The organism is Fuscovulum sp. (genome assembly GCA_035192965.1).
GTDB lineage: Bacteria > Pseudomonadota > Alphaproteobacteria > Rhodobacterales > Rhodobacteraceae > Paragemmobacter.
The window spans coordinates 2947000-2973898 of the sequence record CP136571.1 but is presented as its reverse complement, the minus strand read 5'-3'; the positions used below and the strand labels follow the sequence as shown (position 1 = coordinate 2973898).

General features: G+C 62.4%; 30 protein-coding genes and 1 tRNA gene. 19 read left to right on the top strand and 12 right to left on the bottom strand.

The genetic code is table 11. From position 1 onward, the window contains the following. Window positions 1-104: 104 nt before the first annotated feature. Both RSE12_14600 and RSE12_14595 read right to left on the bottom strand, forming a co-directional pair. Window positions 105-320, bottom strand: a complete 216-nt coding sequence (locus RSE12_14600; protein WRH61593.1) for a hypothetical protein — start codon at window positions 318-320, stop codon at window positions 105-107. Window positions 321-347: 27 nt separating this feature from the next. Beyond that, window positions 348-1709 (bottom strand): sorbosone dehydrogenase family protein, encoded by a 1362-nt coding sequence (locus RSE12_14595; GenBank protein WRH61592.1) that lies wholly within the window; start codon window positions 1707-1709, stop codon window positions 348-350. A gap of 203 nt (window positions 1710-1912) precedes the next feature. Here RSE12_14595 and RSE12_14590 point away from each other — a divergent pair, with 203 nt between their 5' ends. Next, window positions 1913-2209 (top strand): PRC-barrel domain-containing protein, encoded by a 297-nt coding sequence (locus tag RSE12_14590; protein WRH61591.1) that lies wholly within the window; start codon window positions 1913-1915, stop codon window positions 2207-2209. 864 nt (window positions 2210-3073) lie between these two features. On the opposite strand, the gene RSE12_14585 is transcribed toward RSE12_14590, so the two are convergent. Continuing rightward, the gene (locus RSE12_14585) at window positions 3074-4057 is read right to left on the bottom strand and encodes an SH3 domain-containing protein (GenBank protein WRH61590.1); all 984 of its coding nucleotides are present in this window, start codon (window positions 4055-4057) and stop codon (window positions 3074-3076) included. 216 nt (window positions 4058-4273) lie between these two features. Between RSE12_14585 and RSE12_14580 the strand changes: the two genes are divergently transcribed. Beyond that, window positions 4274-5062 carry a CPBP family intramembrane glutamic endopeptidase gene (locus tag RSE12_14580; GenBank protein WRH61589.1) on the top strand — a complete coding sequence of 263 codons (789 nt, stop codon included), beginning with the start codon at window positions 4274-4276 and terminating at the stop codon, window positions 5060-5062. A 24-nt stretch (window positions 5063-5086) separates the two neighbouring features. Here the strand turns inward: RSE12_14580 and aqpZ are convergent, their stop codons facing one another. The 3 genes from aqpZ to RSE12_14565 form a co-directional block, all read right to left on the bottom strand. Then, window positions 5087-5776 (bottom strand): aquaporin Z, encoded by a 690-nt coding sequence (gene aqpZ / locus RSE12_14575; protein ID WRH61588.1) that lies wholly within the window; start codon window positions 5774-5776, stop codon window positions 5087-5089. A gap of 75 nt (window positions 5777-5851) precedes the next feature. Beyond that, window positions 5852-6391, bottom strand: a complete 540-nt coding sequence (locus RSE12_14570) for a hypothetical protein (protein ID WRH61587.1) — start codon at window positions 6389-6391, stop codon at window positions 5852-5854. A gap of 176 nt (window positions 6392-6567) precedes the next feature. After that, window positions 6568-6726 (bottom strand): hypothetical protein, encoded by a 159-nt coding sequence (locus tag RSE12_14565; protein ID WRH61586.1) that lies wholly within the window; start codon window positions 6724-6726, stop codon window positions 6568-6570. 609 nt (window positions 6727-7335) lie between these two features. Here RSE12_14565 and RSE12_14560 point away from each other — a divergent pair. Next, on the top strand, window positions 7336-8214 hold the full coding sequence (locus RSE12_14560; protein ID WRH61585.1) for a helix-turn-helix domain-containing protein: 879 nt from the start codon (window positions 7336-7338) through the stop codon (window positions 8212-8214). A gap of 6 nt (window positions 8215-8220) precedes the next feature. Here RSE12_14560 and RSE12_14555 read toward each other — a convergent pair whose 3' ends face one another. The 4 genes from RSE12_14555 to RSE12_14540 form a co-directional block, all read right to left on the bottom strand. Continuing rightward, complete coding sequence (locus RSE12_14555) at window positions 8221-10167, bottom strand: alpha/beta fold hydrolase (protein WRH61584.1); 1947 nt, start codon at window positions 10165-10167, stop codon at window positions 8221-8223. Between the two features lie 121 nt (window positions 10168-10288). After that, the gene (locus RSE12_14550; GenBank protein WRH61583.1) at window positions 10289-10801 is read right to left on the bottom strand and encodes a hypothetical protein; all 513 of its coding nucleotides are present in this window, start codon (window positions 10799-10801) and stop codon (window positions 10289-10291) included. Window positions 10802-11031: 230 nt separating this feature from the next. Further along, complete coding sequence (locus RSE12_14545) at window positions 11032-11523, bottom strand: IS5 family transposase (GenBank protein WRH61582.1); 492 nt, start codon at window positions 11521-11523, stop codon at window positions 11032-11034. After that, window positions 11441-11800 carry a transposase gene (locus tag RSE12_14540; protein ID WRH61581.1) on the bottom strand — a complete coding sequence of 120 codons (360 nt, stop codon included), beginning with the start codon at window positions 11798-11800 and terminating at the stop codon, window positions 11441-11443. Before RSE12_14540 ends, RSE12_14545 begins: the two co-directional genes overlap by 83 nt. Window positions 11801-12088: 288 nt before the next feature. Between RSE12_14540 and RSE12_14535 the strand changes: the two genes are divergently transcribed. From RSE12_14535 to RSE12_14500, 8 genes are all read left to right on the top strand, one after another. Continuing rightward, window positions 12089-13384, top strand: a complete 1296-nt coding sequence (locus RSE12_14535; GenBank protein ID WRH61580.1) for an integrase arm-type DNA-binding domain-containing protein — start codon at window positions 12089-12091, stop codon at window positions 13382-13384. Continuing rightward, window positions 13381-13902: a hypothetical protein gene (locus tag RSE12_14530; GenBank protein ID WRH61579.1), complete on the top strand. Its 522-nt coding sequence runs from the start codon at window positions 13381-13383 to the stop codon at window positions 13900-13902. The genes RSE12_14535 and RSE12_14530 overlap by 4 nt, the downstream gene beginning before the upstream one ends. Window positions 13903-13991: 89 nt before the next feature. Next, window positions 13992-14171, top strand: a complete 180-nt coding sequence (locus tag RSE12_14525; protein WRH61578.1) for an AlpA family phage regulatory protein — start codon at window positions 13992-13994, stop codon at window positions 14169-14171. Window positions 14172-14522: 351 nt separating this feature from the next. After that, on the top strand, window positions 14523-15839 hold the full coding sequence (locus RSE12_14520) for an AAA family ATPase (GenBank protein ID WRH61577.1): 1317 nt from the start codon (window positions 14523-14525) through the stop codon (window positions 15837-15839). Window positions 15840-16237: 398 nt separating this feature from the next. Next, window positions 16238-16597 (top strand): hypothetical protein, encoded by a 360-nt coding sequence (locus tag RSE12_14515; GenBank protein ID WRH61576.1) that lies wholly within the window; start codon window positions 16238-16240, stop codon window positions 16595-16597. After that, the gene (locus RSE12_14510) at window positions 16590-17975 is read left to right on the top strand and encodes a hypothetical protein (GenBank protein WRH61575.1); all 1386 of its coding nucleotides are present in this window, start codon (window positions 16590-16592) and stop codon (window positions 17973-17975) included. Before RSE12_14515 ends, RSE12_14510 begins: the two co-directional genes overlap by 8 nt. Before the next feature lie 11 nt (window positions 17976-17986). Continuing rightward, complete coding sequence (locus RSE12_14505; protein WRH61574.1) at window positions 17987-18724, top strand: hypothetical protein; 738 nt, start codon at window positions 17987-17989, stop codon at window positions 18722-18724. Window positions 18725-18736: 12 nt separating this feature from the next. Continuing rightward, window positions 18737-20338, top strand: coding sequence for a hypothetical protein (locus tag RSE12_14500; protein WRH61573.1), 1602 nt, complete (start codon window positions 18737-18739; stop codon window positions 20336-20338). On the opposite strand, the gene RSE12_14495 is transcribed toward RSE12_14500, so the two are convergent. Next, window positions 20325-20531, bottom strand: coding sequence for a helix-turn-helix transcriptional regulator (locus RSE12_14495; GenBank protein WRH61572.1), 207 nt, complete (start codon window positions 20529-20531; stop codon window positions 20325-20327). The genes RSE12_14500 and RSE12_14495 overlap by 14 nt on opposite strands. 101 nt (window positions 20532-20632) lie before the next feature. On the opposite strand from RSE12_14495, the gene RSE12_14490 reads away from it, so the two are divergent. After that, on the top strand, window positions 20633-20842 hold the full coding sequence (locus RSE12_14490; GenBank protein WRH61571.1) for a hypothetical protein: 210 nt from the start codon (window positions 20633-20635) through the stop codon (window positions 20840-20842). Window positions 20843-20929: 87 nt separating this feature from the next. Here RSE12_14490 and RSE12_14485 read toward each other — a convergent pair. Continuing rightward, window positions 20930-21019: transfer RNA gene (locus tag RSE12_14485), tRNA-Ser, on the bottom strand. A gap of 293 nt (window positions 21020-21312) precedes the next feature. On the opposite strand from RSE12_14485, the gene RSE12_14480 reads away from it, so the two are divergent. From RSE12_14480 to RSE12_14450, 7 genes are all read left to right on the top strand, one after another. Next, window positions 21313-22272, top strand: coding sequence for a DUF2059 domain-containing protein (locus RSE12_14480; protein WRH61570.1), 960 nt, complete (start codon window positions 21313-21315; stop codon window positions 22270-22272). A gap of 213 nt (window positions 22273-22485) precedes the next feature. Beyond that, a complete protein-coding gene (gene rplU, locus RSE12_14475) occupies window positions 22486-22941 on the top strand; it encodes a 50S ribosomal protein L21 (protein WRH61569.1) in 456 nt (151 codons plus the stop codon). Window positions 22942-22953: 12 nt separating this feature from the next. Then, a complete protein-coding gene (rpmA, locus tag RSE12_14470) occupies window positions 22954-23223 on the top strand; it encodes a 50S ribosomal protein L27 (GenBank protein WRH61568.1) in 270 nt (89 codons plus the stop codon). Window positions 23224-23450: 227 nt separating this feature from the next. Then, window positions 23451-24011 carry a GNAT family N-acetyltransferase gene (locus RSE12_14465; protein ID WRH61567.1) on the top strand — a complete coding sequence of 187 codons (561 nt, stop codon included), beginning with the start codon at window positions 23451-23453 and terminating at the stop codon, window positions 24009-24011. 182 nt (window positions 24012-24193) lie between these two features. Then, entirely contained in the window at window positions 24194-25216 is a 1023-nt protein-coding gene (gene obgE / locus RSE12_14460) for a GTPase ObgE (GenBank protein ID WRH61566.1), read from the top strand. A gap of 11 nt (window positions 25217-25227) precedes the next feature. After that, window positions 25228-26352: a glutamate 5-kinase gene (proB, locus tag RSE12_14455; GenBank protein WRH64833.1), complete on the top strand. Its 1125-nt coding sequence runs from the start codon at window positions 25228-25230 to the stop codon at window positions 26350-26352. Further along, a complete protein-coding gene (locus RSE12_14450; GenBank protein WRH61565.1) occupies window positions 26353-26877 on the top strand; it encodes an antibiotic biosynthesis monooxygenase family protein in 525 nt (174 codons plus the stop codon). The last annotated feature ends 22 nt before the right edge of the window (window positions 26878-26899 follow it).

Here is a 26899-nt window from a genome sequence, read left to right as displayed (position 1 = left end):
GCAGTCACGGCAAGGTCACGACAAGACGCGTGGCGCGTTTCATGAGAACAGCCCCATTCTCCAAGTGTTCGGAAATGCGCCCGGTCTGAATTGGACCGTTCCTGTCACGGCGTGTTCCCGGTTGGCGCGGCTCCCGCCTGTGGTGCTGTGGTAGCTTCTGATGCGGGCTCTGGATCAAGGGGTGATTGCCCGTCCGCCGCTTCGTCCATCAACCAGAAGAAGATCAAGCCGACCCCGAAGACCACAGCCAGTGCCATTCCGATTAGCGGGCCCTTGTGCCGCTTTTTCTGCTTTTCGATGTTTGTCTGTGGTGCGGACATCTTGTTCTGCCTTTCAAGCAAACATGATCAGGGAGCGGGCGCTGATTGGACCGGATCGACAGCCGTATCCGTCGGTGAAACCCGCCAGATGATGTTACCGACGTCATCCGCGACCAGCAGCGCGCCTGACGTATCGAAGGCCACGCCGACAGGGCGGCCCATGGCCTTTTGATCGGCATCAACGAAGCCGGTCAGGATGGGTTCGGGCGGGCCTGCGGGCAAGCCATCCGCGAACGGCACGAAGATCACGCGGTAGCCCGCAATCGGGGTTCGGTTCCAAGACCCATGCTGCCCCACGAATGCTCCGTTCGCGTAGCGTGGGGGAAACAGGTCGCGGTCATTGAAAGTCAGCCCGAGGGGTGCGGTGTGGGCCCCCAGTGCATAGTCGGGGCTGATCGCCGCGGCCACCAGATCGGGGCGCGGCGGGTCAACCCGCGTGTCGACGGTTTGACCGTAATAGCTGTACGGCCAGCCATAGAACCCACCGTCCTGCACCGAGGTCATGTAATCGGGCACAAGGTCGCTGCCGATCTCGTCGCGTTCGTTCACGGCCACCCATAAGGCACCGCTGTCAGGCTGCCAGGACAGGCCATTCGGATTGCGGATACCCGAGGCGAAGACACGGGTGGCGCCCGTAGCCACGTCTACCTCCAGCACGGCGGCACGGCTTTCCTCGTTCTCCATTCCGTTCTCGCCGACATTGCTGTTAGAGCCAACGGTCGCGTACAATGTACCGCCATCGGGGCTGGCAATGATGTCCTTCGTCCAATGATGATTGATTGGCCCAGCAGGCAGCGGGGCAATGACGGTGCCTGGTTCTGTGATCTGTGTCGCATCGGTCGTGTAGGGGAAGGCAACGATGGCGTCAGTGTTGGCCACGTAGAGCGTTGATCCGACCAGAGCCATCCCGAAGGGTGAGTTCAGGTTTTCAAGAAAGGTCGAGGATATCTCAGCAACCCCGTCCCCGTCTGCATCGCGCAGCAAAGTGATGCGGTTGGCGCTTGGGACCCTCGCGCCGGCCTTGGCCATCACCTTGCTCATCACCCATCCCCGCAGGCTGAACTCCCCCGGTGGCTTTGCCGGTGCATTTGTTTCAGCAACAAGCACGTCGCCGTTCGGCAGGACGTGTAGCCACCGCGGGTGGTCAAGACCGCCAGCAAAACGAACCACCGTGAATCCCTCGGCGGCCTCAGGTGTCGCACCCTCGGGCCAAGTCGTTGCAGGCGCTATGTTGACCGTAGGGATCAATGTTGCGTTGGGTTCCGGCAAGGTGGGGCTCGTGCCGTAGCCCTGCTCTTCCGCAACCGTCGCTGTCTCGCCCCATTGCGAGTAAAGAAGAATGCCCGCCAGCAGGCAGATGGCGGCAAGGGAAAGCAGAAAAACTCGCACGGTGACCTCTTTTCTTGGTTCCGGCTTGACCCGGCGGATGGCATGGATTTCCGAGCCAGAACCCGAAATGCGAATGTTTTTAAACGCAGGAGGGCGATGATGGTTCCCGCAAGCCGGACTACCGATCCAAGGAACCCGGACACGTTCTGCGGGTTGGTCCTCTGAGCGCAATTGCTCGGATCCGTTTGAGGAGATCGAAACTCATGGACCATTCCACCCACACACGTCTTGCTGATGCCGAACTGACCGACGACATCATTTCCGATGCTGCAGTCTATGGCCGCGATGATGAGAAAATCGGCACTGTTTCGCATCTTCATGGTGTCGGCGCCGGATCGCAGGTCATCGTCGATGTCGGCGGTTTTCTGGGCATCGGCGCGAAACCAGTTGCCCTGATGACAAGCGAGCTAGCCTTCATGCGCGACGAGAGCGGCACCGTCCACGCCACAAGCAATCACACCAAGGATGAACTTAGCCGGATGCCCGAGCATCATCACTGACCGGCACCCGCCCGATCTTGCAGATCGGGCGGGTGAAACAGACAACGGACGGACGGGACAAAGGCTCGGCTACCATTGCGTTGGTCAGGGCAGGAGACCAGAAAAACCACCCTGTTCCCCATGCCGTCGGGTCTGGTTGACACGCCCGCCATCTGCTTCATAGCCCCAATGCCTGACAGCCACTTCGGTTGCCAGGCGATGTGGCAGATGCAGAAACGTGGAAGGCGACCCGCACTATGCGGGACAACATGAGCGGCTTGGGCATCCCTCGCTGAGCCTATGGATCAATCACGTTTCCATTGAGACAAAAATGTACCCGGTCTTAACGCCAAAAGCCGGGTGCAACGATCGTGGGACTGACGGCAATCTTCGATATTTCAAATTAAATATAATAAATTTATATACTTAAGAGTTTTCAATGTTGGCTTCTAGTTCCGCATCCTCAAGCATTAAACGCAGGGGGCGACCACATGCCAAGCTTTCACAAAACTGCCACTGAAATCCTTCCGCTCGACCGTCTGCTATGGGCCGTAAGCGCCCTTCTCTGCGCAATGGGCGGGGACCGGCTCTTGCTTTGCAATGGAGAAATGTCTGCTTTCTAGCCCGATCCAAGGCTGCGGTTCGATTGCCGCTCCTGACCGAGTACTGTGTCACTTCATTCAACCATAGGCAGTTCTGTACACCCGGGAGGAACGATGCGGCTGGTCGCCCATCAGCGGGTTTCGATTGCCCGGCAGACAAGTGCTGCGCAATCAGCAGAAAACAGTTCTCTCGATCGAGGCACATTCCGTGCGTGGTTGCTCTCTCATGTCAGGGAAAGTGCCAGAAGAGGCACCGCCCGAATGATTGCTATGTCCGGCAGGATCAGCCGCCCGTGACGAGTGCCTCGGGGAAGACATAGCGCTCCTGGCCAACGGTTACCGTGAATTGATCACCCGACTTTTCATAGCTGAGCGGCAGGTCGGCATTGGCCGAGACTGGGATGCCGCCCTCGAACAGGATCGCCCGTTCCCTGCCGTCGCCAAGCGCGATCCAGACGCCGGCATTGCCTGGACCTTCGCGCACGACACCAAACGGGCAGGTGCGCATTGCCTCGTCCAGCATGAGGGCGCAGTTGACAACGCCCGTCGCGTCGAAGGGCGTGCCGTTGCCGATTGGCCCCCCCTCCGGCATCTCGGGCTTCGCGGGAGCGGCCGCTTCCGCGAGGAATGTTCCCACCACCCAGCCTTGGACACCTGAGCCGTCCACCCGGATGCTGCACCAACGTGTACCACGGGTCAGGCGGCAGCCGCGGTTCTGCATCACCTCTCCGTTTTGTGCCTTGCCGACAACTGGATAGCGCGAGTCCGGGCCAGACCGGATGTTCAGCGCCCCTTCGGTCAGGCCTGCGACGGCCCACCAGTCCGGCCCGCCCGCAAGACCGTCTGCAAAATCCGCACCGTAAAGACCGATCCCCAGAACGTAGTCCGCGCGCTCGTCCTGCCGCGCGGCACTCCGCATGAGGTAGACACGGATCACATAGGTGGCCGTCGCTGGGACAGGGATGTCTGCAACGGTGCCGGACGTCGAACCGATGAAGATCGCTTCATCCGAACCTTGGGGCAGAATGTTGAAATAGAGGCTGGTGTTGGAGGCAGAGAGATCGACCGAGAGACGCTGGCCTGACTCGGCCGAAACCAGATAGTCAATGCTGTCGTCGCCCCGGATGCTGCCCTTGATCACGGTTCCTGCGGCTGCTGCCGTGGCGGTGACCGTTTCGGTTTGCTGGGTTTGTCCGGTGCCGGGTGATGCGAGGATGAGGGCCATGGCGACAGCGAACAGAGGCGACAGGGCACGGACGAGGGGCATGTTCATCTCCGTTTTTCCGGGGTGATCGAAGGGGCCGTGCGATCACTATTCCGCTGATATGTTTCCCGCACTATCCGAAAGACGAAGGCAGGGGGCTTGTCTGTCGCTATCCGGTTTCGCGTTGCGGATATTGCGCGGCAGACTTGCGGGTAGTGTTGCTCGATGCCCCTGGGTCCGGCAAAGGATATGCAGGACGATTGCGAAAGGACTGTGTCGATGAACAGACGGCTTGCACTTGCACTGATCGCCTTTGGTTGCTGGCTGGCAATCACGATCATCGTCGGGAATATGACGAGCGGGGGCGAAACGGACCTTGCGAGCAGTGTGAAAAGTGGCATCGGCTGGGGCTGGCTGGCCGCCGGCGGTTTCATCCTTGGCGTTGTCCTTTGGCAGGGCTGGCATGACGTCGCGCTGAACCGGTGGCCAGAGGTGCGGGCTTGGCGGCTGACCTGGTTGCCGATGATTTACATCGTCGTGGCCTTTGGCACGGCCACAGTCTTTGGCCTGCCGCCCGCTACGACGCTGCTGATCATTCTATTCAACACAATGCTTGTCGGTTTTTCGGAGGAGCTGATGTTGCGCGGTGCGCTTTTGCAGGCGTTCCGCCATTCGGTTTCGATCTGGCCTGCGGTGTTGCTGACATCGGTCGCGTTCGGCGCGATGCACAGCCTGAATGTCTTTGTCACCGGCAATCTGTGGGCGGCGCTGCTGCAATCCTGCGCGGCCTTTCTCAGCGGGATTGTGTTTATCGCGCTTCGGTTGCGGACCGGTTCACTTTGGCCGCCGATCATCGTGCACGCGCTGTGGGATTTCGCGACCTTTGTTCTGTCCGGGGCAGTTGGGAATGTAGCCTCCGAAGGCACGCTTCCGGTGGAGGCAGTGACGCCTGCCGCCGGTTCGGACCTGACGCAATTCCTGCCAATTCTTCTTGTGCTGCCAAACGCGATCTATGGGGTCTGGCTGATGCGGAATATCGGACAGACGCATGTAAGGCCGGAAACCTGACCAAGTGAATGCCGGTTGGCTAGGTCAGTCATCCGCGAACAGTACCCTCCAGATTCCTGCGCCGACGGCTGCTCCTGTCAATGGCGCGACCCAGAAGAGCCAAAGTTGCGCCAGTGCCGGACCGTCTGCGAAAAGCGCCACCCCCGTGGACCGTGCCGGATTGACCGAAGTGTTGGTGACGGGGATCGAGATGAGGTGAATCAGCGTCAGGCATAGCCCGATTGCGATGGGGGCGAAGCCTGCCGGGGCTGATTTTTCAGTTACGCCCAGAATGACGATCAGGAAAAAGGCAGTCATCACCACCTCGGTCACCAGGGCCGAGGTCAACCCGAACCCGCCCGGTGAGGCCGCGCCATATCCGTTCGCGGCGAAACCACCCACGCCGGCAAAGTCTGCCTTTCCAGCAACGATGACGTAGAGCACCGCTGCCGCGGCGATGGCACCCGCCACCTGTGCGAGCCAGTAGGGGAGGAGGTTGCGCATTTCGAACCGCCCGGCCAGCGCGAGACCGAGGCTGACCGCCGGGTTGAAATGACCGCCCGAGATGCCGCCCACTGCATAGGCCATGGTCAGGACCGTTAGGCCGAAGGCGAGCGAGACGCCAAGCAAGCCGATGCCGACCTCGGGGAAGGCGGCTGCAAGCACGGCGCTGCCGCAGCCGCCAAGAACGAGCCAGAACGTGCCTAAGGCTTCGGCGAAGAGTTGCCGGGTCATCATGTCTTCCTATTATCCGGGGCGTTTTTCCGCTGCGCGCGCACGCGCCACGCTCTGCTTGTGGGACCGGCGGCGTTAGAGCTTGCCGCCGCGCGCCGAGATGACCTCGCCGGTATCGCGCATGATGCAGACCATATGTTCGTGGCCGACGCTGGCTTCGATCTCCCATTCATGCTTGCTTGGGGAGCGGGCCTTGATGATGTGAACGGCGTGGGTGCCGACGGCGAAGTTCGTGGCCAAGAGATTTGCGCAGCCCCTTATCGCCATGGGAGGGGCCTTCTGGTCGGCGGATGTGATCTGGCGATGGGCCCGGGCCTTTTCGCGTTCCGCATTTCCGGCCTGCCAGCCTTCGGCACAATCGCGCGTGCTTTCGGTGTATGGATAGCCGTGCAGGCCGTCGCGATAGCAGTTCTCGAAATCAGCGGCCTGCTCGCCCGCAGCCGGCGCGTAGCCGTTCTTGTAGTGATGCTTGTTGTGCAGAAGGGCGGCGATACCCAGAAGGGCCGCCGCAGCCGCTACCTTTTCGTCATGGCTCATCTCGGCAGAAGCGGGTGCTGTGCCAAGCTGCAAACACATGGCGGCGGCCCCCAATGTCATCATGGCATGTCTGATCATCTGATCCTCCTGTCTGGTTTTCTGTGTGCTAAGGACGCATGCGCAAACACATCTGGCGGACGCAGGCTGTCTGGCCGATTGCGGCGTTGGCCCAGATAAACCAGACTGCATCAGAACCAGACTGCACCCGAAGTTTCAGGCGGCACCGACGATTGGGCCCGCGCCGCCCCGAGGGCTCAGCCCTGCCCGGAATACATCACCTGACCCACAACACCATTGCGGTCTGTGCGGCAGATCCAGGGCTGGTCCGCCCCTGCAACGGAAGCCTGCGCGACATTGCCTGCTTCGGATTCCGAGACGTCAAAGATCACCACGTCGCTGATGTTACGGTTCATCGCTTGTGCGATCGCGGCGCGGCAGTTGGTGGCCGTGGTCCCAGTAAGATTACCACCGGTAACGACGACAGGTTCTGACATGGATGCCTCGACACAAGCGGTGAGGGCAAGCAATCCGAAAGCGGCAACAAGAGTGACGGGCGACGGCATGTTTTATGACCTTCTGTTTGGTTGTGACTGGGAACATCGAAATCACTAGGCAGGACCAATCATCCTTTCCGGAAAACAGCGGTTTTGGGACCGATACAGGCCTTGAATCAGCGGGTCTTCAAACTACACTTTCCCGTATTGGTAGAGTTGATTTGGTCCGGCCGTGTACGGGCGATGTACGTTGTAAACAGTGGCCACGTACGACCGCAGGCCGCTATCCGATATGCGAAAAGGGACAGAGAAGTGGTCCTCTGATCGCGTGCCGTGAGGCGCCCCAGCTGTTCGAACTTCCTGAAATGCGTCGTAAGCGGTGGGCTGCGTTTTCCGAAACTGGACCCGGGACCTGAAACAGGGATGGTAGTGACATTGTCAGTCGCAACCTTTCATCGCCGGATGTTGCTTGGTGTGGCAAAAGCCGCGCCGGAGGAACCTGAGACTGACCCCCGCAGCGTTGGGCTGATGCTGGATGATCCCGATGGTCATCTCCATTTGGAACAGGTGCTGCTTGGTCCGGGAGAGGCGGTCATCAGCCGGGTGTCATCAACCTCGTACAGCGGCAGGATGCGTGATGAGGACTATTTCACCTTCGTGTTCCAGCGCGCCGGACGCTATGACCTTAAGATAGCGGGCAATGATTTTGCCATGTCACCGGGCAGCCTGCTTGCCTTTCGTCCGAACGAACGGCACACGCGCGTCAGGGCAGGCAAGAGCGGCGTGCGAGCAGCGGCAACGCTGCAGGTGCCGGTTGCGCGTATGGCAGACCTGCTGCGGGTACTGGATAACTCCTCCAATGCGGTCTTTCCGCGAGACGGGATTGCCTTCCCCGGAAGGGCTGGGCGGGCCCTTGCGGCCATCTTGCCGCAACTGGCCGATGATCTGCTGGTGCGTCCCTCGTCAGCACCGCCGCCACGGCTGACACAGGAGATACGCTTTTTGATCGAAGATGTGCTTTGCGAAGCGCTGGGTGCGACGATTGAACAGCAATCATCCCGCCGCATCTTTCCCGCCTTCCATCGTGTGCGGCAGGCCGAAGAGTTGATGTATGCTCATAGCGATGAGCCTCTTGCGATGCGCGACATCGCCAAGTTTCTGGGCGTCAGCCTGCGCAGCCTGCAACTTGCTTTTGCCGAGACCCACGATGGCCTGACCCCGCGAGATGTGCTGAACCGGATCAGGCTAGAGAAGGCTCGTGCTCGGCTTCTGGCCGCGGACGGGGACGCGCAAGTGACGACGGTCGCGATGGATAGCGGGCTATTCCATCTGGGTCGGTTTTCGCAGGCCTATGCCCGCGCTTTTGGCGAGAAGCCGAGCGAAACCCTGCTGCGCAGGCGGGCCTGACCGGGATCATCCTGGCGGCAGCACCCATTGCGGTTTAAGGGATTCTATGCAGGCGGTGGCCAATTCGGCCCCTGGCTGTTCAATGAAGGCCATGCCGATGTCCTTTGCGCACTGAGAGAAGATCAGTGCGCCATGCCCTGCCTCGGGAAAGCCCAAAGCGCGGGCATTGCCAAGGTTCGCCGCCGTGTCCAGTGCATCTGCCGATGACGTCTGCGTGTCGTTCAATCCGTAAAGGACCAGGGCGGGAATGTCGCTTTGAACGGGTTCATGGTACCCCTCGCGCGGGACTGGCGTGAAGAGTTCGCAGAGATCGAACATCTCCGCCTGAGACCCGGTATCGCGTTGCAGGAAGGGAAACTTCACCGAGGCATTGAAGGCCTCGAACCCTTCGCGCGAGTTGAAGGGCATGGATTCCTGACAAGCTACGACGAAGAGATCGATCCCGCCCACTACGTTGTGGAACGCGCCCCGCGCCTGGCCGGAGATATCAGCAAAGAACGCGGTCACGTCTGCGTCTGTCATTGCGTCGAGAACGGCCAGAACATCCGGCTGGTCCGCCGCTGGAACATGCGTGGTGATCAGGTCGCGCAACGCCTCGCGCGATGGCGGTGTGGGGACAAGAGCACCTACTGCCTGCAGGAAGGCGAGCATGGCGTCCCTTGACCGGGTGCCGACGACGGCGGCCTGCATCATATCGCCCAGCCGCCCCGACAGATCGCTTGCCCCGGTTGCGCGGGCCTTGAGCGATGCAGCCAGCGCCTGCGTCGCGGCGGCCTGCGCCTGATCCTCCCGGCTTTCGTTGGCGGCCATTTCGAGAAGGAGCCCGGCCAGCGTCTGCTGGTCTGGTGTCAGGCGATCGGCAAAGGGTGCCACTCGTTGGGCAGTCGTAGGTAGTGCGTTTGTCGCCCCCGAAATCAGCAGGTCCCAAGTTGTTGTATCGCCTTTGTCCCATTCCGTCAGGATCAGCGGGATCAATCGGGTCGCGTTCGGCAGGCGACCGAACTGGTTTCGCTTGGCGAAGAGGTCGATCAGCGACTGGATCGTCACTTCCGGCTTGCCGCGCGCAGCCGGGATCGGCGCCTTCTCCAGCTGTTCGGCCACGCGGAATAGTACAGCTTCGAGGTTCGGGTAGGCCTTTGCGCAATCGGTATCCGCTGCGCATTGATCGATGACGGCCTGGATGGATTCGACTTCGGGCTTGATGTTTTCATCATAGACCTTGGCCTGCGGCGGGCTGACGCTATCCAGCACCACCGAGCGCACTCCGTCCGGTGCCGAGCGCATCACCTCAAGCCCCAAGGTCGTGCCGTAGGATACGCCGTAGATGTTGTACTCCCGGTACCCAAGGGCCAGCATAAGCGCCTGAACATCCAGCGCGTTCTGAACGGTGTTATAGGCGGTCAGATCGTTCCCGCTTGATGAAAGCTCCGTCGCGCAATCCTTGAAAAGCTTGTCATCGGACCCTTCGGCCGCTGCACCCGGCACCAGAAGTTCAAAGATATTGCCGCCGAGCGTGTTGAAACAGGTCACCATGTCCGAGGAGATGCCAGCCGCACGTTGATCGAAGGTCACCACGTCGCGGCGTGTCCGATAGCCGTCGAACAGCGGATGGACGATGCCGGCAAGTCCCAGGATCGCGCCACCTCCCGGCCCGCCATGCAGGTAGATCACCGGGTCGGGCACCGGGCTTTGCGTGCGCGCTTTTAGCACCGCGAAGGCCAGATCGATACGAGTTCCGTCTGGTTTTCCGTGATCCTCTGGCACGTTCACACGCCCGCAGATGACCGTGCTGCCCTCGACCTCGGTCGGGGGGACGGAACTCGCTGGACAAGCTTCGATCATGACCGGATAGCGCGGATCGGCGCCGCCCGCCGCAATCGCCGGAAACGCGGCGGGATCAGGTGCGCCGGTAAGGAGAGCCGTGACGACGGCAATGATCTGGTCCGGTGTCATGACGGGGATGTCTTACTCTGGAGGGAAACCATGCACCCGGTCCGGGCAGTGCTGACGAGGATTCCACGCCGCCCGGACCTGATCACTCGTTACGCGGACACAATCAGTGATGCGACCGGGATCAGTTCATCTCGACCCAATCCTCGATGCTGCCACTGTCGGAAACCGTGCAGGCCACCCGACGCGGAGAGTTCACTTCCTTCATGATGATCTCGTGAAAACCCGGACGAAGCGGCGAGACCTTTTCAATCTGCACCGGAACACCGACCATGTCGGTGCAGGCGCGCTGGGCCGTGCGGGGCGCGGCACCGGCGGTGTTGGTGTGGTGGCCATGGTGGCCCTGCACGCTGATGTTCAGGAAGTTCTTGTTGGCGTCATACTGGCATTCGAACAGGGTGACGTTCTGGCCGCTGGCGGGATACTGCCCATAAACGTGATATTTGCCGCTGGTCCGTTCGACCGGAAGGGTGAGCACATCGTTCATCATCACACCAAGCTCGGTCGCCGCCGCCTCCGCGCAATGCGAGGCCATTCGGGGTTCGGAAACGACCTTTGCAGCGGCGGGAACCGCCATGGCAGACAAAAGGGCAGCGGCAGCGGCAGCGGCGAGAGCGGTGAGGCGAGAAATGGGCATGTCGGCTCCTGTGGCGCTGGTTTCGGTCAGAGGGCGGGGCGGCGACAAGGCATGCACCCAGCGAAATCACTGTGCGAGGACAGACAGAATGTGACTATCCGTTTTGCGCAGCCTTGCGCGTGTTGGCGAAAATGGTGATCCGGGTCACCGGCGCCCATAAAGCCCCACGGCGTTTCAGGCCCGCATCTACCGCAATCTGTCTGCTATCTAGGCTCCAGACTCATTGATCGTCAAAGCCAGAACAAGACGGTTGCGGCCAAAGCGACGGCGGAGAGGAAGACCTTCGGGCACCTGTCGTAGCGGGTGGCGATGCGGCGCCAGTCCTTCAGCCTGCCAAACATGATCTCGATGCGGTTGCGGCGCTTGTAGCGGCGCCTGTCGTAGCGGACGGCCTTTCCGCGCGACTTCCGACCGGGGATGCAGGGGCGTATCCCCTTGTCTTTTAACGCATCCCGGAACCAGTCGGCGTCGTAGCCCCGATCAGCGATCAGCCATTCCGCGGCCGGTAAACTGCCAAGCAGCGCCGCGGCGCCGGTGTAGTCGCTGACCTGGCCTGCCGTCATGAAGAACCGAAGCGGGCGGCCCTTGGCATGGTCACGGCGTGCAGTTTGGTGTTCAACCCGCCCTTCGTGCGCCCGATCAGGCGCCCGCGTTGATCGTCGGGCCCCCCTTTTTCGCCCGCAGGCTTGAGGCCGTGCGGTGCGCCTTGAGGTAGGTCGCATCGATCATGACGACCTTCTCCTCGCCGCCTTCGGAGGCCAGTCCCTCCATCATCCGGGCAAAGACCCCCATCTCGCCCCACCGCTTCCAGCGATTGTAGAGGGTCTTGGGCGGGCCATACTCCCTAGGCGCGTCGCACCATCTCAACCCGTTGCGATTGATGAAGATAATGCCGCTCAGCACGCGCCGGTCGTCGACCCTCGGCTTGCCATGGCTCTTCGGAAGGAACGGCTTCAACCGCTCCATCTGCTCATCGGACAGCCAGAAAAGGTTGCTCATCATCACCCCCGTCAGTTCGGGAGCTTGAATCACGCAGGCCGCGCGGCCACAAGCAAATCAATGGGTCCTGACCCTAAGCCCCTCCCGCATAACCTCCGAAAACAACGAAAAAATCCGGCCGCAGCCGGATCGGGAGAACGCTTTCGTGAGGGCGAGTGGCGGAGAGGGTGGCCGCCAGCCGCCATTGTTTTCATTGAATAAAAATCAATGAAAACATAGACATGCAAAATAATCAGTAACACGCCGTTGCAATCAATATCAGACAATGCCAATCTTTATGGCGGGTAGATGTTGGTCAGGAAAGTCTCCGCCATGCCGAAACGCGCCAAGGAAATGTCACCTCTTGAGGTTCGCCGCCTTGAGCATCCGGGCAAGGGCCGCAACGTGACGTATTCGGTGGGAGGGCAGGCTGGTCTTTTGTTGCAGATCACCCCAAACGGCGCGAAGTCTTGGCTTCTGCGGGCGGTTGTGGACGGGAAGCGCCGGGAGATTGGCATTGGCCCCTATCCTGATGTTTCCCTAGCCAAAGCCCGCGAGAGGGCCGCAGAGAAGCGGGATGCGATTTGGCGGGGCATAGACCCCACGCCCGCGCCAAAGCAGACACTCACCTTTGAGAAGGCTGTGGAGAAGTTTCTGGCCTCGAAGCTGGACGAGTTCCGAAACGAGAAGCACCGCAAACAGTGGCAGGCAACGTTGGACACCTACGCGGCGGAGCATCTGGGCAAGATGGCGGTGGCGCAGATCGACGTGCACGACATTCTGCGGACCCTCTCTCCGATCTGGTCCAGCAAGACCGAAACCGCTTCCCGCCTTCGCGGTCGGATCGAAAGCGTCTTGGCGTGGGCTACGGTCTCGGGCCATAGGTCTGGAGACAACCCGGCGCGGTGGAAGGGCAACCTTGACGCGATCCTGCCGAAACCGGGGAAGGTGGCGAAGCAGGACAATCACCCGGCCCTTGCCCTGAATGATGCCGCGCGCTGGTTCTCTGACCTTCGCAAGCGTGAAGGGATGAGTGCCCGCGCTATGGAGTTTCTGGCCATGACCGCTGCGCGGTCTGGTGAGGTGAGGGGGGCCACGTGGGCTGAGATAGACGACGATTCCGGCATCTGGACGATACCCGGCGCACGAATGAAGGCGGGCAGGGAGCATCGGGTTCCCCTGACGCCCGACGCGCTGGCACTTTTGGCTTCGATCAAGCCCAAGGATGAGCGAGACCCCGCGGCATTCATCTTTGCCGCAGTGAAGGGTGGCGCCCTGTCAGACATGAGCCTGAGCGCCGTCATGCGGCGGATGCAGGAGGCCGAGGTGGAGGCGGGCAGGGCAGGGTTCCTAGATCCTCGCAACAAGCGCCCTGCGGTCCCCCATGGGCTTCGCAGCACGTTCCGGGACTGGACGGCCGAACGCACGGAATACCCCCGCGACATGGCCGAGATAGCGCTGGCCCATAACGTAGGGTCGGAGGTTGAGCGGGCCTACCGGCGGGGTGACATGGTGGAGAAGCGCCGCGCGATGATGGCAGCGTGGGGCCGGTTCCTGCGGGCCGAGGCCGCGCCCAAGGTGGTGCAGATGGGGGCGCGGGCGTGACTCGAACAGCCAATCTCGGATTTACCCATGACGGGTTTTACTTTTCACCGGAGCTGCGGGCGGCATGGCCTTGGATTTGGGCCTTGGATGCCTTTGACTATGGCGACCCGTCAATGTTGGCAAACCTGATTGCCACAAGCACTGTTCCCGCTGAGTTGAGGGGCCAGATAGCGCGCATCGTGTCCGGCGAAAGAAAACCGAACAAGAGGGCCGCAGCCAAATTGAAGATGCACCCAAGGGATAGAATGGAGGTGGCGGCGGCGGTTTCTGTTCTCATCGGTCTCTACGACAAGCTCAAGTTTGATTTGGCTGGCGATGAAAGCGGCGAACGCAAGCCACTGCTTGAGATTGGCGCTGATCGAGCGCGATCAGAACAGATCGAGCGAAAGCGGATCCTTGAAGATCGCAGTCGTGAGGTCTTAGCGGAACGTGCGATTGCACACGGCGTTTCGGTCGAAACGATTGAAAACTTGGTCCGGCTGCTCAGAAAGAAGCTTCTCGGGTATCCGAACGTTTAACAAAGGCCCTTTGTTCTACACGGCCAAATTGGCGTAACGGCTTCATCCGAAATCATCATGGCTTCATCCGCAACAATGGGGTGCAGGCCATGAAATACCTTTCCGACCGCCAGCTTGCCGAACGCTATGGAGTGACCGAGGTCACCGTCTGGCGCTGGCACCGCGAAGACCCGACCTTTCCACGCGCCATCAAGCTGTCAGGCGGCACGACCCGCTGGAAGCTTCCTGACATCGAGGCATGGGAAAAAACCCGCGCGACGGCAGCGTGAGGTGCAGGCATGGGATTGGAAATGAGAGACCCCGGAGCGCGGCGAGGCGCAACCGGGGCTGATGTCGAGGCACGCAGGCCGCAAGAATACCCCTCACAGGACAAGCTGGCAACCCGCCAACCAATACGCGCGCGCGGCGCCACGGGAGGTGGCAACCATGGCTAGCCGAATCTGGCCTGATGGGGCTTACACAGCTGTGCGCGCATGGCGCGATCAATGGGCGGCCGTGGTCGCGTTTCGTGGCCGCGTGCTGGTGGCTAATGCCTGCGAAACTCGCGCTGAGGCTTTCGACCTCGCAATCCGAAAGGCGGAATATGAAGGCCTTCCCTCTTTGGTGCGGAGGGCGGGGGAATGACAGGCCCAACCTTTCGCGAAGGCCAGCGGCGTATCAACAATGGGTTTCGGCAGATCTTTTGGGGAGGGGATTGGCTTACGCAAGATGAGGCCGACCCCGTAACCGATCCGATCTGGCTGGCTGAAGGCAGTCGAACCGCTCAGCCGCCCAGCGTGATCATTCCAAACCCGCCCCTACGTCCGTTTGACGGCTGGCAGTTGATCGACCCCGCCAAGATCCCGCGCGTTCCCTTTGTCTATGGCGACCATTATGCGGCAGGGTTCATCACCCAGACGATAGCGCCGCCCAAACTGGGTAAATCTCTGCTGGGCATGGCTGAAGCCATCGACATGGCCACCGGTCGCGGTGCGATCTGGGGGAGGCCCGGTGAACCTGCGCCAGTGCTTTACTACAACGCCGAAGACACCCGCCCGATACTGGACGCCCGCAGCGTCGCGGTGGCGAAGCACATGGGCGTTGATCAGCGCGAGTTGGTTGGGCGGTATGTTCTGGCGTCTGGGTTGGAACCGGGCCGCAACCTGATCTTGATGGCGGGGGAAACGGCCACGATCAACGAGGACGCTTTCCGCTTCCTTGAGGACGAAATCACACGTCTGGGCATCCGCCTGGCAATCTTTGACCCGCTTCAAGACCTGTCGGAAAGCCCGGAAACCAATGAGGCTTTCCGGACCTTGGGCAAGCGCCTGCGCAAACTGGCGGCCGATACAGATACCGCCTTGGGCATCATTCACCACACGCGGAAGGCCGTCCAAGGGGTTGCCGCCTCGATGGATGACGGGCGCGGCGGTTCTGCCCTTCGCGGGGTAGCGCGCTTCAACCGCCTTCTGGTGCCAATGTCCGAGGCCGAGGGCGCGCAATCCGGGGTGGAGGACTTCCGCAATTACTTCCGCGTGGCCGAGGCCGAAAGCAACCTTGCCCCGCCTTCATCCGACCGCAACAGGTGGTTTGAAAAGATCGGGGTGGAGATCGGCAACGGAGGCACATACCCCGCAATCCGGCCGTGGTCTTGGCCTGAGGCCTTCGCAGGCGTGAAGGTGGACGACGCGCGGCGGGTTCGGGCTATCCTTGCCGACCGCGCTGCAAGGGATGCGCCTGCACGTGAGAACAGCCAAGCCGCCGATTGGGCCGGGCATATCGTGGCTGACGTGCTGCGCCTCGATCTGTCCAAGGCAAGCGACCTTGCCCGCATCAAGACGATGCTGAGCAAGTGGATCGACACGGGCGTTCTTGCCGTCGAACACATCCGAAACAGCAAGGGCAAGGATGTGCCGCACGTCTTTCCGGGGCCAAATGATCCGGGTGAGGTGGAATGATGCACCCCCACCTTCCCCCACCTTCCCCCACCTTCCCCCACCTATACCCCCAACCTTGCAAAACCCACCCAACCCCACCCCCACCCCCACCTTCTATAGGGGTGTGGGGGTGGTGGGGGGGAGAGCAGGACAGCCCCCCACCTTTCCCCACCAGAGGGGAAACCCGATGGATCAGAGGCAGATCGGACAGGCCGAAATCAGGCAACATTCCGAACCCCTACCCATCAAGGCGGACATAATTTCCGCCATAATAGCCGCCAAGCATATGATAAAATTGATTGTTACTGATTGTGTATCTCAACAACCCGCCATAAACGCGCTATACTTGCGAAAATAGGCGACCAATGGCGGGGCGATGTACGCCCACTATTCACGCAATGTAGCACGAGGCCCGATCAATGCCGTCTCCGAAGGTGCCAGACGAATACATCATGGGCTATCTCGACAAGCTCGACGGGCGCAGCGCCATCGCGCAGGAACTGAGGGCGCGCTATGCCGAGGTCTGTGCTGATCGTGGCGGGGCCGATACCCTGTCCTATCTGGAGCGGTCGCTGGTGGAGCGGGCGATCTGGGCGGAATACTGGATCACCACACAGGAGCGCCACCTTGCCGAGGGCAAGCCCTTCGATGTGGGGCGATACACACAGGCGGTGAATGCCTATGCGGGCCTTGCAGCCAAGATCGGCCTGCCCCGTGTGCCGCGCAATGTGACCGGACTGCAAGAGTATCTGCAAGGCACGAGGCGCGCTGATGCCTGATATCCGCACCGCCATGACAGACCCCAAGTTGTTCGGCCTTGAGTTGGGCGGTGAAAGCTTCGCCGCATGGCGCGCGCTTCTCTGCGGCTTCTATGGCCTGTCCCTCACCGAAGACGAGGCGGCGATCTGGCAAGAGATCACCCGGCGCGAGGAACTGCCCACAGAGGCGCATGATGAACTTTGGCTTGCCGTGGGGCGTCGGGGCGGCAAGAGCCGTGCTGCGGCGCTGGTGGCGGTGTTTGAGGCGGTGTTTATGGATCACCGGCCCAAGCTTGCACCGGGCGAGGTTGCCACTGTCATGCTGATCGCCGGTGATCAGAAGCAAGCCCGCAGCTTGATTCGCTATGTGAAGGGCTTCCTTGAGAACCCCATGCTTGCCCGGGAAGTGACGCGCTACACCGATACCATCATCGAGTTTGCCAACCGGTCGGTGATCGAGATTGCCACGGCCAGCTTCCGAAGCGTGCGCGGCTACACGCTGGCGGCCGTTGTGGGGGATGAGATCGCCTTCTGGCAGTCGGAGGGGGCGAACCCTGATGAGGAGGTGGTCGCGGCGCTACGGCCTGCCCTTGCCACGCTCAACGGCAAGCTTCTGGCGATCAGCAGCCCGCACAGCAAGCGCGGGGCGCTGTGGAACGCCTATCGGCGGCATTTCGGCAAGGCTGGGCGGGTGCTGGTGGCGCAGGCCCCATCCCGCACCATGAATCCGCAGCTTGCGGAGAAGGTTGTGGCCGATGCGATGGAGCAAGACCCAGCGCGGGCGTCTGCCGAATACCTGGCGCAGTTTCGCAGCGATCTGGAGGCGTTTCTGGGCATCGAGGCGATCAACGCCGCGCAGCGTGAGAAGCCTTTGGAACTGCCCCGAGAACCGGGCGTGCAGTATGTCGCCTTTGCCGATCCTTCAGGCGGTGGCCCTGATGCCTTCACCTTGGCCATTGCCCACCGTGAGGGGCAGGCTGCGGTTGTGGATCTTGTGCGGGGCCGCAGGGGAGACCCGGCGGCCAGTGTCGAGGATTTTGCCGAAGTGCTGCGCGCCTATGGAGTGAACCGGGTGAGCGGCGACAAATACGCCGGCCAATGGGTTGCGAACGAGTTTCGGCGGCACGGGATTATCTATGAACCCACGGCAAAGGACCGATCGGCCATCTATGTCGACTTTCTCAGCGCCATGAATGCCGGTCGGGTGGAACTGTCGCCTTGCCCCATCACCGCCCGCGAATTGGCCGGGCTGGAGCGCCGCACCACGCGAGGCGGCAAAGACATCATCGACCACGCGCCCGGCGGGCATGACGACCACGCCAACGCAGCCGCCGGGGCCGTTGCACTACTCGCCGGCGCGCGGGCCCACGGCGCCAAATCCTTCGAATTGTTCCTATAAGGAGAGAACGAATGTCTGCATATCGCACCCCTAAAACACTCGCCGCCCTCAAAATGGTTGAGCGCATGGCCGAAAAACTGGAAGGGCGGATGAAGCCCGGCAGCCCGGCACACTCGACCTATGTCACCGCGCACCGCCTTGCGGCATCAGTGGACAACCTCGAGGAATTGGCGCGCACCCGTTCGCCCAGCGAGACGCCCGAAGCCCATGCCATGCGCGTGGCAGCCGCGGCGCGTAAGTTGACCGGCAACATGGCGGAGGTTCAGGCCAAGCTGAACCAGAACCTGAACCAGAAAGCGGGGGAGTTTACGGCGCGCATCTCCGCAGCAACGGGGCTGGGACAGGAAACCCCCCACGCCCCGGAAATCCGCGCTTATTTCCGCAGCCTGTCGCCGCAAGATCGCACCACGCATCTCGCGCAGGCGATCAAGGACCGGGACACCACCACACTGGCCGCGATCATGTCGGGGCCTGAGTATCTCGCCGGGCTGGACAAGCAGATGAAAGACCGCTTCCTCGACATGTATCAGCGCGAAGTGGCCCCCGAACTGGTGGCAGATTGGGAGACCTACGTCGAAGCGGATCAGGACGCGCAGCATGTGCTTGCCGTGGCACGGCAGGCCGCAGAGCAGGCATTTGACCCTGCCCACGTCGCGGAAATCCTTTCCAAGGATGCCGAGGCAAAGGCTGCGGGCGAGAAGCTGGAGGCCTCGATGGGCGAGTTGATGACACCGCCTGCGGCGGCTTGAGGGGGTTTCGCCATGGTCGATATCGCAACCTTAGGGATCAAGGTTGATTCCGCCCCGGCACTCACCGGGGCGCAGAACCTCGACAAGCTCACCGCTGCCGCTGGCAAGGCCGACGCCGCTGCCGACCGTCTGGCCACCAACACCGGCAAGGTCGGCCCGGCCATGGCTGGGGCTGGCCAAAATAGCCGCATGTTTGCCATGCAGCTTTCGCAGGTGGCGCAGCAAACCAGCGCCACGGGCAATTTCGTGCAGGCCTTGGCCATCCAGTTGCCGGATATGGCGCTGGGGTTCGGTGCGGTGGGGATTGCGGCGGGGGTGCTTGCTTCTGTGGCGCTGCCCACGTTGGCGGCCAGCCTCTTTGACAACGCCGGAAACGCCACGGCACTCTCGGAAGCGCTGGAGGGGTTAACGACCGCCACAGAAGACTTCCGCATTGCCGCCGAGGCGATCAGGCTGGGCATTGACGAACAGGAAGTCCTGATCGTGGAGGGGTTGAGCCGCAAGGTGGCCGAACTGGCTGCGGCGGAGGCAAGGCTGGCAGCCAACCGTGGGTCGCAAAGCCACGTCAACACGCTGCGGGCAGAGGTCGCGGAAATCCAGAACCAGCTTGAGGCCTATCGCAACACCCGAATGGAGTTGGATAAGGTCGAATACGCGGCAAGCCTTGCCGCTGATGCAACGGCGGGTATTGGCCTCTCCGCAGAAGGCGCGGTCGGTGCCGTTCAGAACTTGGCCGGGGCAATGTGGGATGTCGCCAACGCCGCAATGACCCGCATCAATGCCGAGCGCCAGCTTGCCCAGATGGCGGTGGAGTTTTCCCCCGGCGGGCAGGCAATGGAGGAGTTTGGCGGGCGCGGCACCACCAGCAGCAGGCCGGTCACGCTTGGGGACGGAACAGAGCTTACAGGCGGCGGCATCGGGCGCGGTGGCGGCGGGGGAGGCGGTGGGGCAACAAACCAATACGCCGCGCAGCTTGAGGCGCTGACAACTTCCCTGCAATCCGAGCGTGATGTGGTGGACGCTTGGTATGAGGAGGGCCAGACGATCCTTCAGGACCGCCGCGCCATGGAGATCCTTGGCACAACGGCCCACCAAGACGCCATGCTGCAACTCGAGACCGAATACCAACAGCGGCTTCTGGAGATTGATCAGGAGGTCGGCAACAGCCGCCTGGCACTTGCAGAAGGCATCTTTGGCGGCTTGGCTGACTTCGCATCTGCGGCAGGCGCGCGGGGCGAAAAAGCCGCGCGGGCATTCGGCGCGGCCGAGGCCCTGATCAACGTCTATCGCGCGCAGGCGCAGGTTTTGGCCGATCCAAAGCTGTCATTCTTCCAGAAGCTTCCGGCAATGCTTGCAGTCGGCGCCGCCGGGATGCGGGTTGTCTCTGCTATTCGATCTGGTGGCGGCGGAGGTGGCGGCGCGGTTGGCGGCAGTGGCACCGCCTTCGCAGCCCAAGGCCAACAGACTCCGCAAGCGCCCGCGCCTCAGGAGTGGACGATCCGGGGCTTGGATAAGTCGCGGCGATACTCGGGCGAGGAACTTGCCGAAATCTTCGATGGCCTGAGCGAGGAATCCATGAAACGCGGTGTGGCGTTCGGCGTCAGGTTCGTCTGAACCGAACGCCCGGCCCGGCTGCGCCATCATCCTCAAGGAAGGTCGCGCCCGCCGCGATCAACGCGCCCCGGATCGTCTCGACGGTCGCGGGGCGCAAATCTTCGCCCCTCTCAAGCCGCGCCACAGTGTCAGGCGAAACGCTGGCCGCCTTGGCCAGATCGCGCACCCCGAGACCGGTTGCCGCGCGGGCCATCTTGCATTGATCGGCGTTCAAATCGTAACCCTGTTCTGATTTGTGTTGACTATTCCCACAAATCGTAACAGTGTTCGGTTATTCGATCAATGGAGGATCACATGACTGCCCCAAAACTTCCCAACGGCTTCCTCGATGCACAAGACGCCATAGACTATGCCTGCGACCTGGCGCGCCTCATCACCGAGTGCGACCATGCAGGCGCAGCCGCTGCGGCTGTGACGATTGCCGACAGGCTGGACTTTGCAAAGGCCAACCTTGCCGCCGCAGCGGCCCAGATGTCGGAAGCAAAGCAGAAAACCGCCGCCTGAACTGCGTAAAGGGTTCGGCGGGGTGTATGGCGGGTGGGGAAACCTACCCGCTTTTTTCTGTGCAAAATCAAAGCGTTGGAAGGCAAGTGGCGGAGAGGGTGGGATTCGAACCCACGGAACGCTTGCACGCTCAACGGTTTTCGAGACCGCCCCGATCGACCACTCCGGCACCTCTCCGCGCTTGGGGGGTCGTCAATGCGGGGGTGCATAGCGGGGAGTGGCGGGGGTTGCAAGCGGGTTTTGTGGCGGCGCGTGGAAAGAAGGGGTGGGCGGATGCTCGCGCAGATGTGGGGTCGGGTGGGTTGGCTTTTGGGGTGACAGTCTCTAGCTGTTCCGGGCAAGGTATTTGCGGGCAAGGGCGCGGTTTTTGGGGCGGCCTGCCATCGGGCGACAGGATGGGCGATCGAACCAGCGCGGCGGTGCCGCAAGGGACGGGGTAGCGGATGCAGTTCGGGCGGAAGAGGGCGAACATGGACAAGTGGATGGCAAGTCTTGCGGCGCGGGGCCGGGCGGCGGATGAGACGCTGGCGCCGTCTGTCGGGCAGTTGGGCCGCAGTCTTGTTCTGGCGCTGGGTCTGGGCGTGGCTGGTGTGGCCACGCTGGGCCTGCCGCTGCCTGCCATGGCGCAGGAGGCCGCGCAGGCCGAGGCTGTTCCGGCCGCTGTGGTGGCAGAGGTCAAGACCCTGACCGAAACGATGCAGTTCAGTGAGCTGGTCGGCATCTTGCGGCAGGAAGGGCTGGATTACGGCACGCAACTGGAAGCGGACATGTTCCCCGGTGCGGGCGGGCAGGGCTGGCAGGCCACGATGGCGCTGATCTATGAAGCGCCCCGCATGGAAGCGGCGCTGGGTGCGGCGCTGACGCGGGAATTGGCGAAATCGCCCGGCGATATTGCGGCGATGCAGGCTTTCTTTGGCTCTGATCTAGGGCAGAAGGTGCTGAAGCTGGAGGTCGAGGCGCGGCGGACCCTGCTGGATGATGCGGCAGAGGAAGCGGCGCGGATCGCGTGGGAGGATCTGGGATCGGGGGAGTCGGCGCGGGTCGACCAGCTGGAGCGGTTCGTTGCGGCGAATGACCTGATCGAATCCAATGTGATGGGCGCGCTGAACGCCTCGCTCGCATTCTATCAGGGGATGCAGGAGGGCGGTGCTTTCGGCGGCGAGATGACCGAAGAGCAGATGCTGACCGATGTCTGGGGGCAGGAGGGCGATGTCCGTCAGCAGACGACGGAATGGCTGTACCCCTATCTGACGCTGGCCTATGGGCCGCTGACGGATGAGGAACTGGACAGCTATATCGCCTTCTCGGAATCTGCCGAGGGGCAGGTGTTGAACGCGGCGTTGTTCGTGGCCTTTGACGAGGTGTTCACGCCGATTTCGCGGGCGTTGGGCGTGGCGGTTGCGCGGCAGATGGCGGGGCAGGATATCTGATCCGTTGTCCGATCCGGCGCGCTGGGCCGGGGCTGGTGATCGCGCTTGACTTGGGGACGGCTTGCCCTGATAAGCGCGCATCCCGGCAAGGCGTGAGTCTTGGCGGGTTTCATATTTCATGACGCCCGAGAGGGCGCGCTGTTCGAGGCGGGGAAACCCCGGAACGCCCAAGCTTGGGGGCCACAGGACGCGGAGCAAGGAAGAGGACGACCCATGTTTGCGGTCCTGAAGACCGGTGGCAAGCAATACAAGGTGCAGGCGGGTGACGTGCTGCGCGTTGAAAAGCTGGCTGCCAATGCTGGTGACAAGATCCAGTTCAACGAGATTCTGATGGTCGGCGGCGAGACCGTTACCCTGGGCGTGCCCATGGTTGCGGGTGCGGCCGTGGTCGCCGAAGTGATCGACCAGATCAAAGGCGAGAAGGTCATCCACTTCGTCAAGCGTCGCCGCAAGCACAGCTCGCAGCGCACCAAAGGCCACCGTCAGCACCTGACGCTGGTTCGCGTGACCGAAGTGCTGGCCACGGGCGCCGACAAATCGGGCGTTGCAGCAGCCACCGGCACCGCCGATGCGCGCCGCGCCGCCCACAATGCCGAGGCCGCCCCGGCGGTTGAGGCACCTGCGAAACCGAAGCGCGCCAAGAAGGCCGCTGAAGCCGCTGCGGAATAAGGAGAGTACCAAATGGCACATAAAAAGGCAGGCGGTTCTTCCCGCAACGGCCGCGACTCCGCAGGGCGTCGTCTTGGCGTGAAACTCTATGGCGGTCAGGCTGCCATTCCGGGCAACATCATCGTGCGTCAGCGCGGAACGACCTATTTCCCGGGCAACGGTGTGGGCATGGGCGTGGATCACACGATCTTTGCTGTGACCGAGGGCAAGGTGACCTTCAAGAAAGGCCTGAAAGGCCGCACCTTTATTTCGGTTCTCCCGGTCGCGGAGGCAGCCGAGTAAGCCGAACCTTTACAATTGGATTGTAAACGGGGGATCGGCTGAAAGGCCGGTCCCCTTGGTCATTTCCGGGTCTTGTGGCCGGAGTGGCGGGGGGAGCTACGCGATCCGGGTCTTTGGGGCCGGTCGCAAAAATGCCGGACTGCAGGCCTATTTCCCCGCAATTCGTGCCGTAACCACTTGAAGGGGGCAGGTCAGCCCCCGACATGCGCTTCGTGAGGAGGGAAGCCATGATGCTGGATAAAGTCACCGCAATGCCCGAAGGGGCCATTGCCGCCGGACGGTTCACCTTGCGCCCCGTGCGCCGGTCTGATGCCGGGCTGTTTGCGATGTATGCGGGCGACAAGCGCGTGGCGGAATCCACCCGGTCGATCCCGCATCCGTTGCCGCCAGGCGCGGCCGAGGCCTTTGTGGCCCGCGCCACCTTGCAGGGTGGGGATGAGGATGTCTGGGTCATGGACGGATCGGCGACCGGTTTGGCCGAGGTGTTGGGCGTGATCAGCCTGAAGCGGATGGACGAAACCCGCTATGATCGCGGGCAGTCGGAAATCGGCTATTGGGTGGCGCCGGCCTTCTGGAATGCGGGCTTTGCGTCGGAGGCGGTGCGGGCGCTGGTGGAGGCCAACCCGCAAAAGAACCGCACGATCTTTGCCGAGGTGTTTCAGGACAATGCGGGATCTGCGCGGGTACTGACCAATGCGGGGTTTCAGTATCTGGGCGATGCCGAGACGTTCTCGGTCGCGCGCAATGCGCGGGTGCCAACCTGGACCTATATTCGCAAGCTGGACTGAACGGGTAGGGCGGGGGACGATCCGGCCCCCCGCACCCCCGGTTTCCCGACCCCCGGCGGCCGCTTTTGCGGTGGGGGTTTTGGGGTATTTGGGCCAAGATGAAGCGGCATGCGTTGCGCGAGGCTTGAGCCTGCGGGCAATGTCCACTATCGCCAGAGCCAATCCTTACGAAAGCGCGACAGATGAAGTTCCTCGATCTTGCCAAAGTCTATATCCGCTCGGGTGGCGGTGGTGGGGGCTGCGTGTCGTTCCGGCGCGAGAAGTTCATCGAGTTCGGCGGCCCCGATGGCGGCGATGGCGGCAATGGCGGGTCGGTCTGGGCGGAAGCGGTGGACGGGCTGAACACCCTGATCGATTTCCGTTATCAGCAGCACTTCTTTGCAAAGAACGGCCAGCCCGGCATGGGCAGCCAGCGGACGGGCAAGACGGGCGATGACATCATCCTGAAGGTCCCGGTCGGGACCGAAATCCTGGACGAGGATGAAGAGACGGTGATCGCCGATCTGGTCCGGGTGGGGCAGAAGGTTCTGCTGGCCAAGGGTGGCAATGGCGGGTTCGGGAACCTGTATTTCAAATCCTCGACCAACCGGGCACCGGGGCGGGCCAATCCGGGGCAGGAAGGGGTAGAGCGCACCATCTGGCTGCGGTTGAAGCTGATCGCGGATGCAGGGCTGGTGGGGCTGCCCAATGCGGGCAAGTCAACCTTTCTGGCCGCCGTGTCCAATGCCCGGCCCAAGATTGCGGACTATCCGTTCACCACGCTGATCCCCAATCTTGGGGTGGTGGCTGTGGATGGGCGGGAATTCGTGATGGCCGATATTCCGGGGCTGATTGAGGGCGCATCCGAGGGGCGGGGGCTGGGGATACAGTTTCTGGCCCATGTGGAGCGCTGCAAGGTGCTTTTGCATCTGGTAGATGGGACGTCATCGACCATCACCAAGGATTACCGCACCATCGTGACGGAGTTGGAGGCTTATTCCGACGTTCTCGGCGACAAGCGGCGGATCGTGGCGCTGAACAAATGCGATGCGCTGGATACCAAGACCATCACCACGCGGCGTAAGGCGCTGGAAAAGGCGTCGGGCGGGCCGGTGCATGTGATTTCCGGCGCGGCGGGGATGGGTTTGCAGGATGTGCTGCGGGCGATCTATCGCGAGATTCAGGGGGCTACGCCGAAAGTGGAGTCAGGGCCGTGGCAGCCGTGACCGGTGCGGGTGTGAGCGGGGCGGCTGCGGCCGTTCCGGATGTGCGGACTGCGCGGCGGCTGGTGATCAAGATCGGCTCGGCCTTGCTGGTGGACCGGGCGACGGGGTTGAAGCAGGACTGGTTGCAGGCCCTTGCGCTGGACGTGGTGGAGGCGAAGGGGCGCGGCGCGGATGTGGTGCTGGTGTCATCGGGTTCCATCGCGTTGGGGCGCAAGGTGCTGGGCCTGCCCGCGGGTGAATTGACGCTGGAGCAATCGCAGGCGGCGGCGGCCGTAGGGCAGATCCGGCTGGCGCGCGCCTATGAAGAGGTGTTGGCGCCGCATGGCATCACCACCGGGCAGGTTCTGGTGACGCTGGAGGATACGACCGACCGGCGGCGATACCTGAACAGCCGGGCGACGATGGAGACGCTCTTGGGGCTGGGCGTGGTGCCCATAGTGAACGAGAATGACACGGTGGCCACGGATGAGATCCGGTTCGGGGACAATGACCGGCTGGCCGCGCAGATCGCGGTGACGGCGGGGGCGGATCAGTTGATCCTGCTGTCGGATGTGGACGGGTTCTATTCGGCCAATCCCAAGGAAGACCCGACCGCCGTGCGGTTTGACGTGGTCGAGACGATCACGCCGGAAATCGAGGCGATGGCGGGGGACCCGATTTCGGGCCTGTCCAAGGGGGGCATGAAGACCAAGCTGATGGCGGCCAAGACCGCTGTGGCGGGGGGCTGTGCCATGGCGATCATGGAAGGGTCGGTGATGCGGCCCTTGAAAGCCTTGGCCGAGGGGGCGAACCGGACCTGGTTCGTGCCCGGGGCGGACCCGCAAGTGGCGCGCAAACGCTGGATCAATGCGATGAAGCCGAAGGGCGAGGTCGTGGTCGATGCGGGCGCCGTGGCGGCGCTGGCGCAGGGCAAATCGCTTCTTCCGGCGGGCGTGCGCGCGGTCAAGGGGACCTTCGGGCGCGGGGAGCCGGTGGCCATTCTGGGGCCGGACGGTGCGGTGCTGGGCAAGGGGTTGATCCGCTATACGGCGGTGGAGGCCAAGGCGATTGCCGGCCACAAGTCGGGCGAGATCGAGGGAATACTCGGTTACGCCGGGCGGGCGGCGCTGATCCATCGCGATGACATGGTGATCTAGATGCATGCGCTGTTCTTCGACATGCAGCCGAAGACCGGGCATATGCCGCATTACTTTGCCCATGTGGATCGCTTGCGGCCTTTGTTGGCGGCGCATCCGGGGCTTTTGTATCTGGAACGGTTCCGGCCGTTGGATCAGCCGGACGCGATCCTGTCGCATCAGCATTGGGCGGATGAAGCGGCGATCCGGGCCTGGCGCTGTGACGGGACGCATCGCGACAGTCAGGCGGCGGGGCGTGCGGTGCATTTTGAGCAGTATCGCATTCGCGTGGGGCCAGAAGTGCAGCCGGATGGCGCGGGGCGGTTCGTGGTGGCGGCCTATGGCGCGGCGGCGGCAGGGCCGGGACGTGTGCATGAAAGCGTGACACGGGCTGGGCGGTTTCTGACGCTGGCCGAGGCTGCGCAGGGCGATGTGGCGCGGGAAATCGCGGCACAGGCGCAGGCGGACGGGGCCGAAGAGGTGCGCATCTTTGCGGTGTCGCGCGATTATAGTTTGACGGACAGGGCCGAGGCACCCGCCCTGTAAGGGTTGGGGTCTGGTTGGTGGA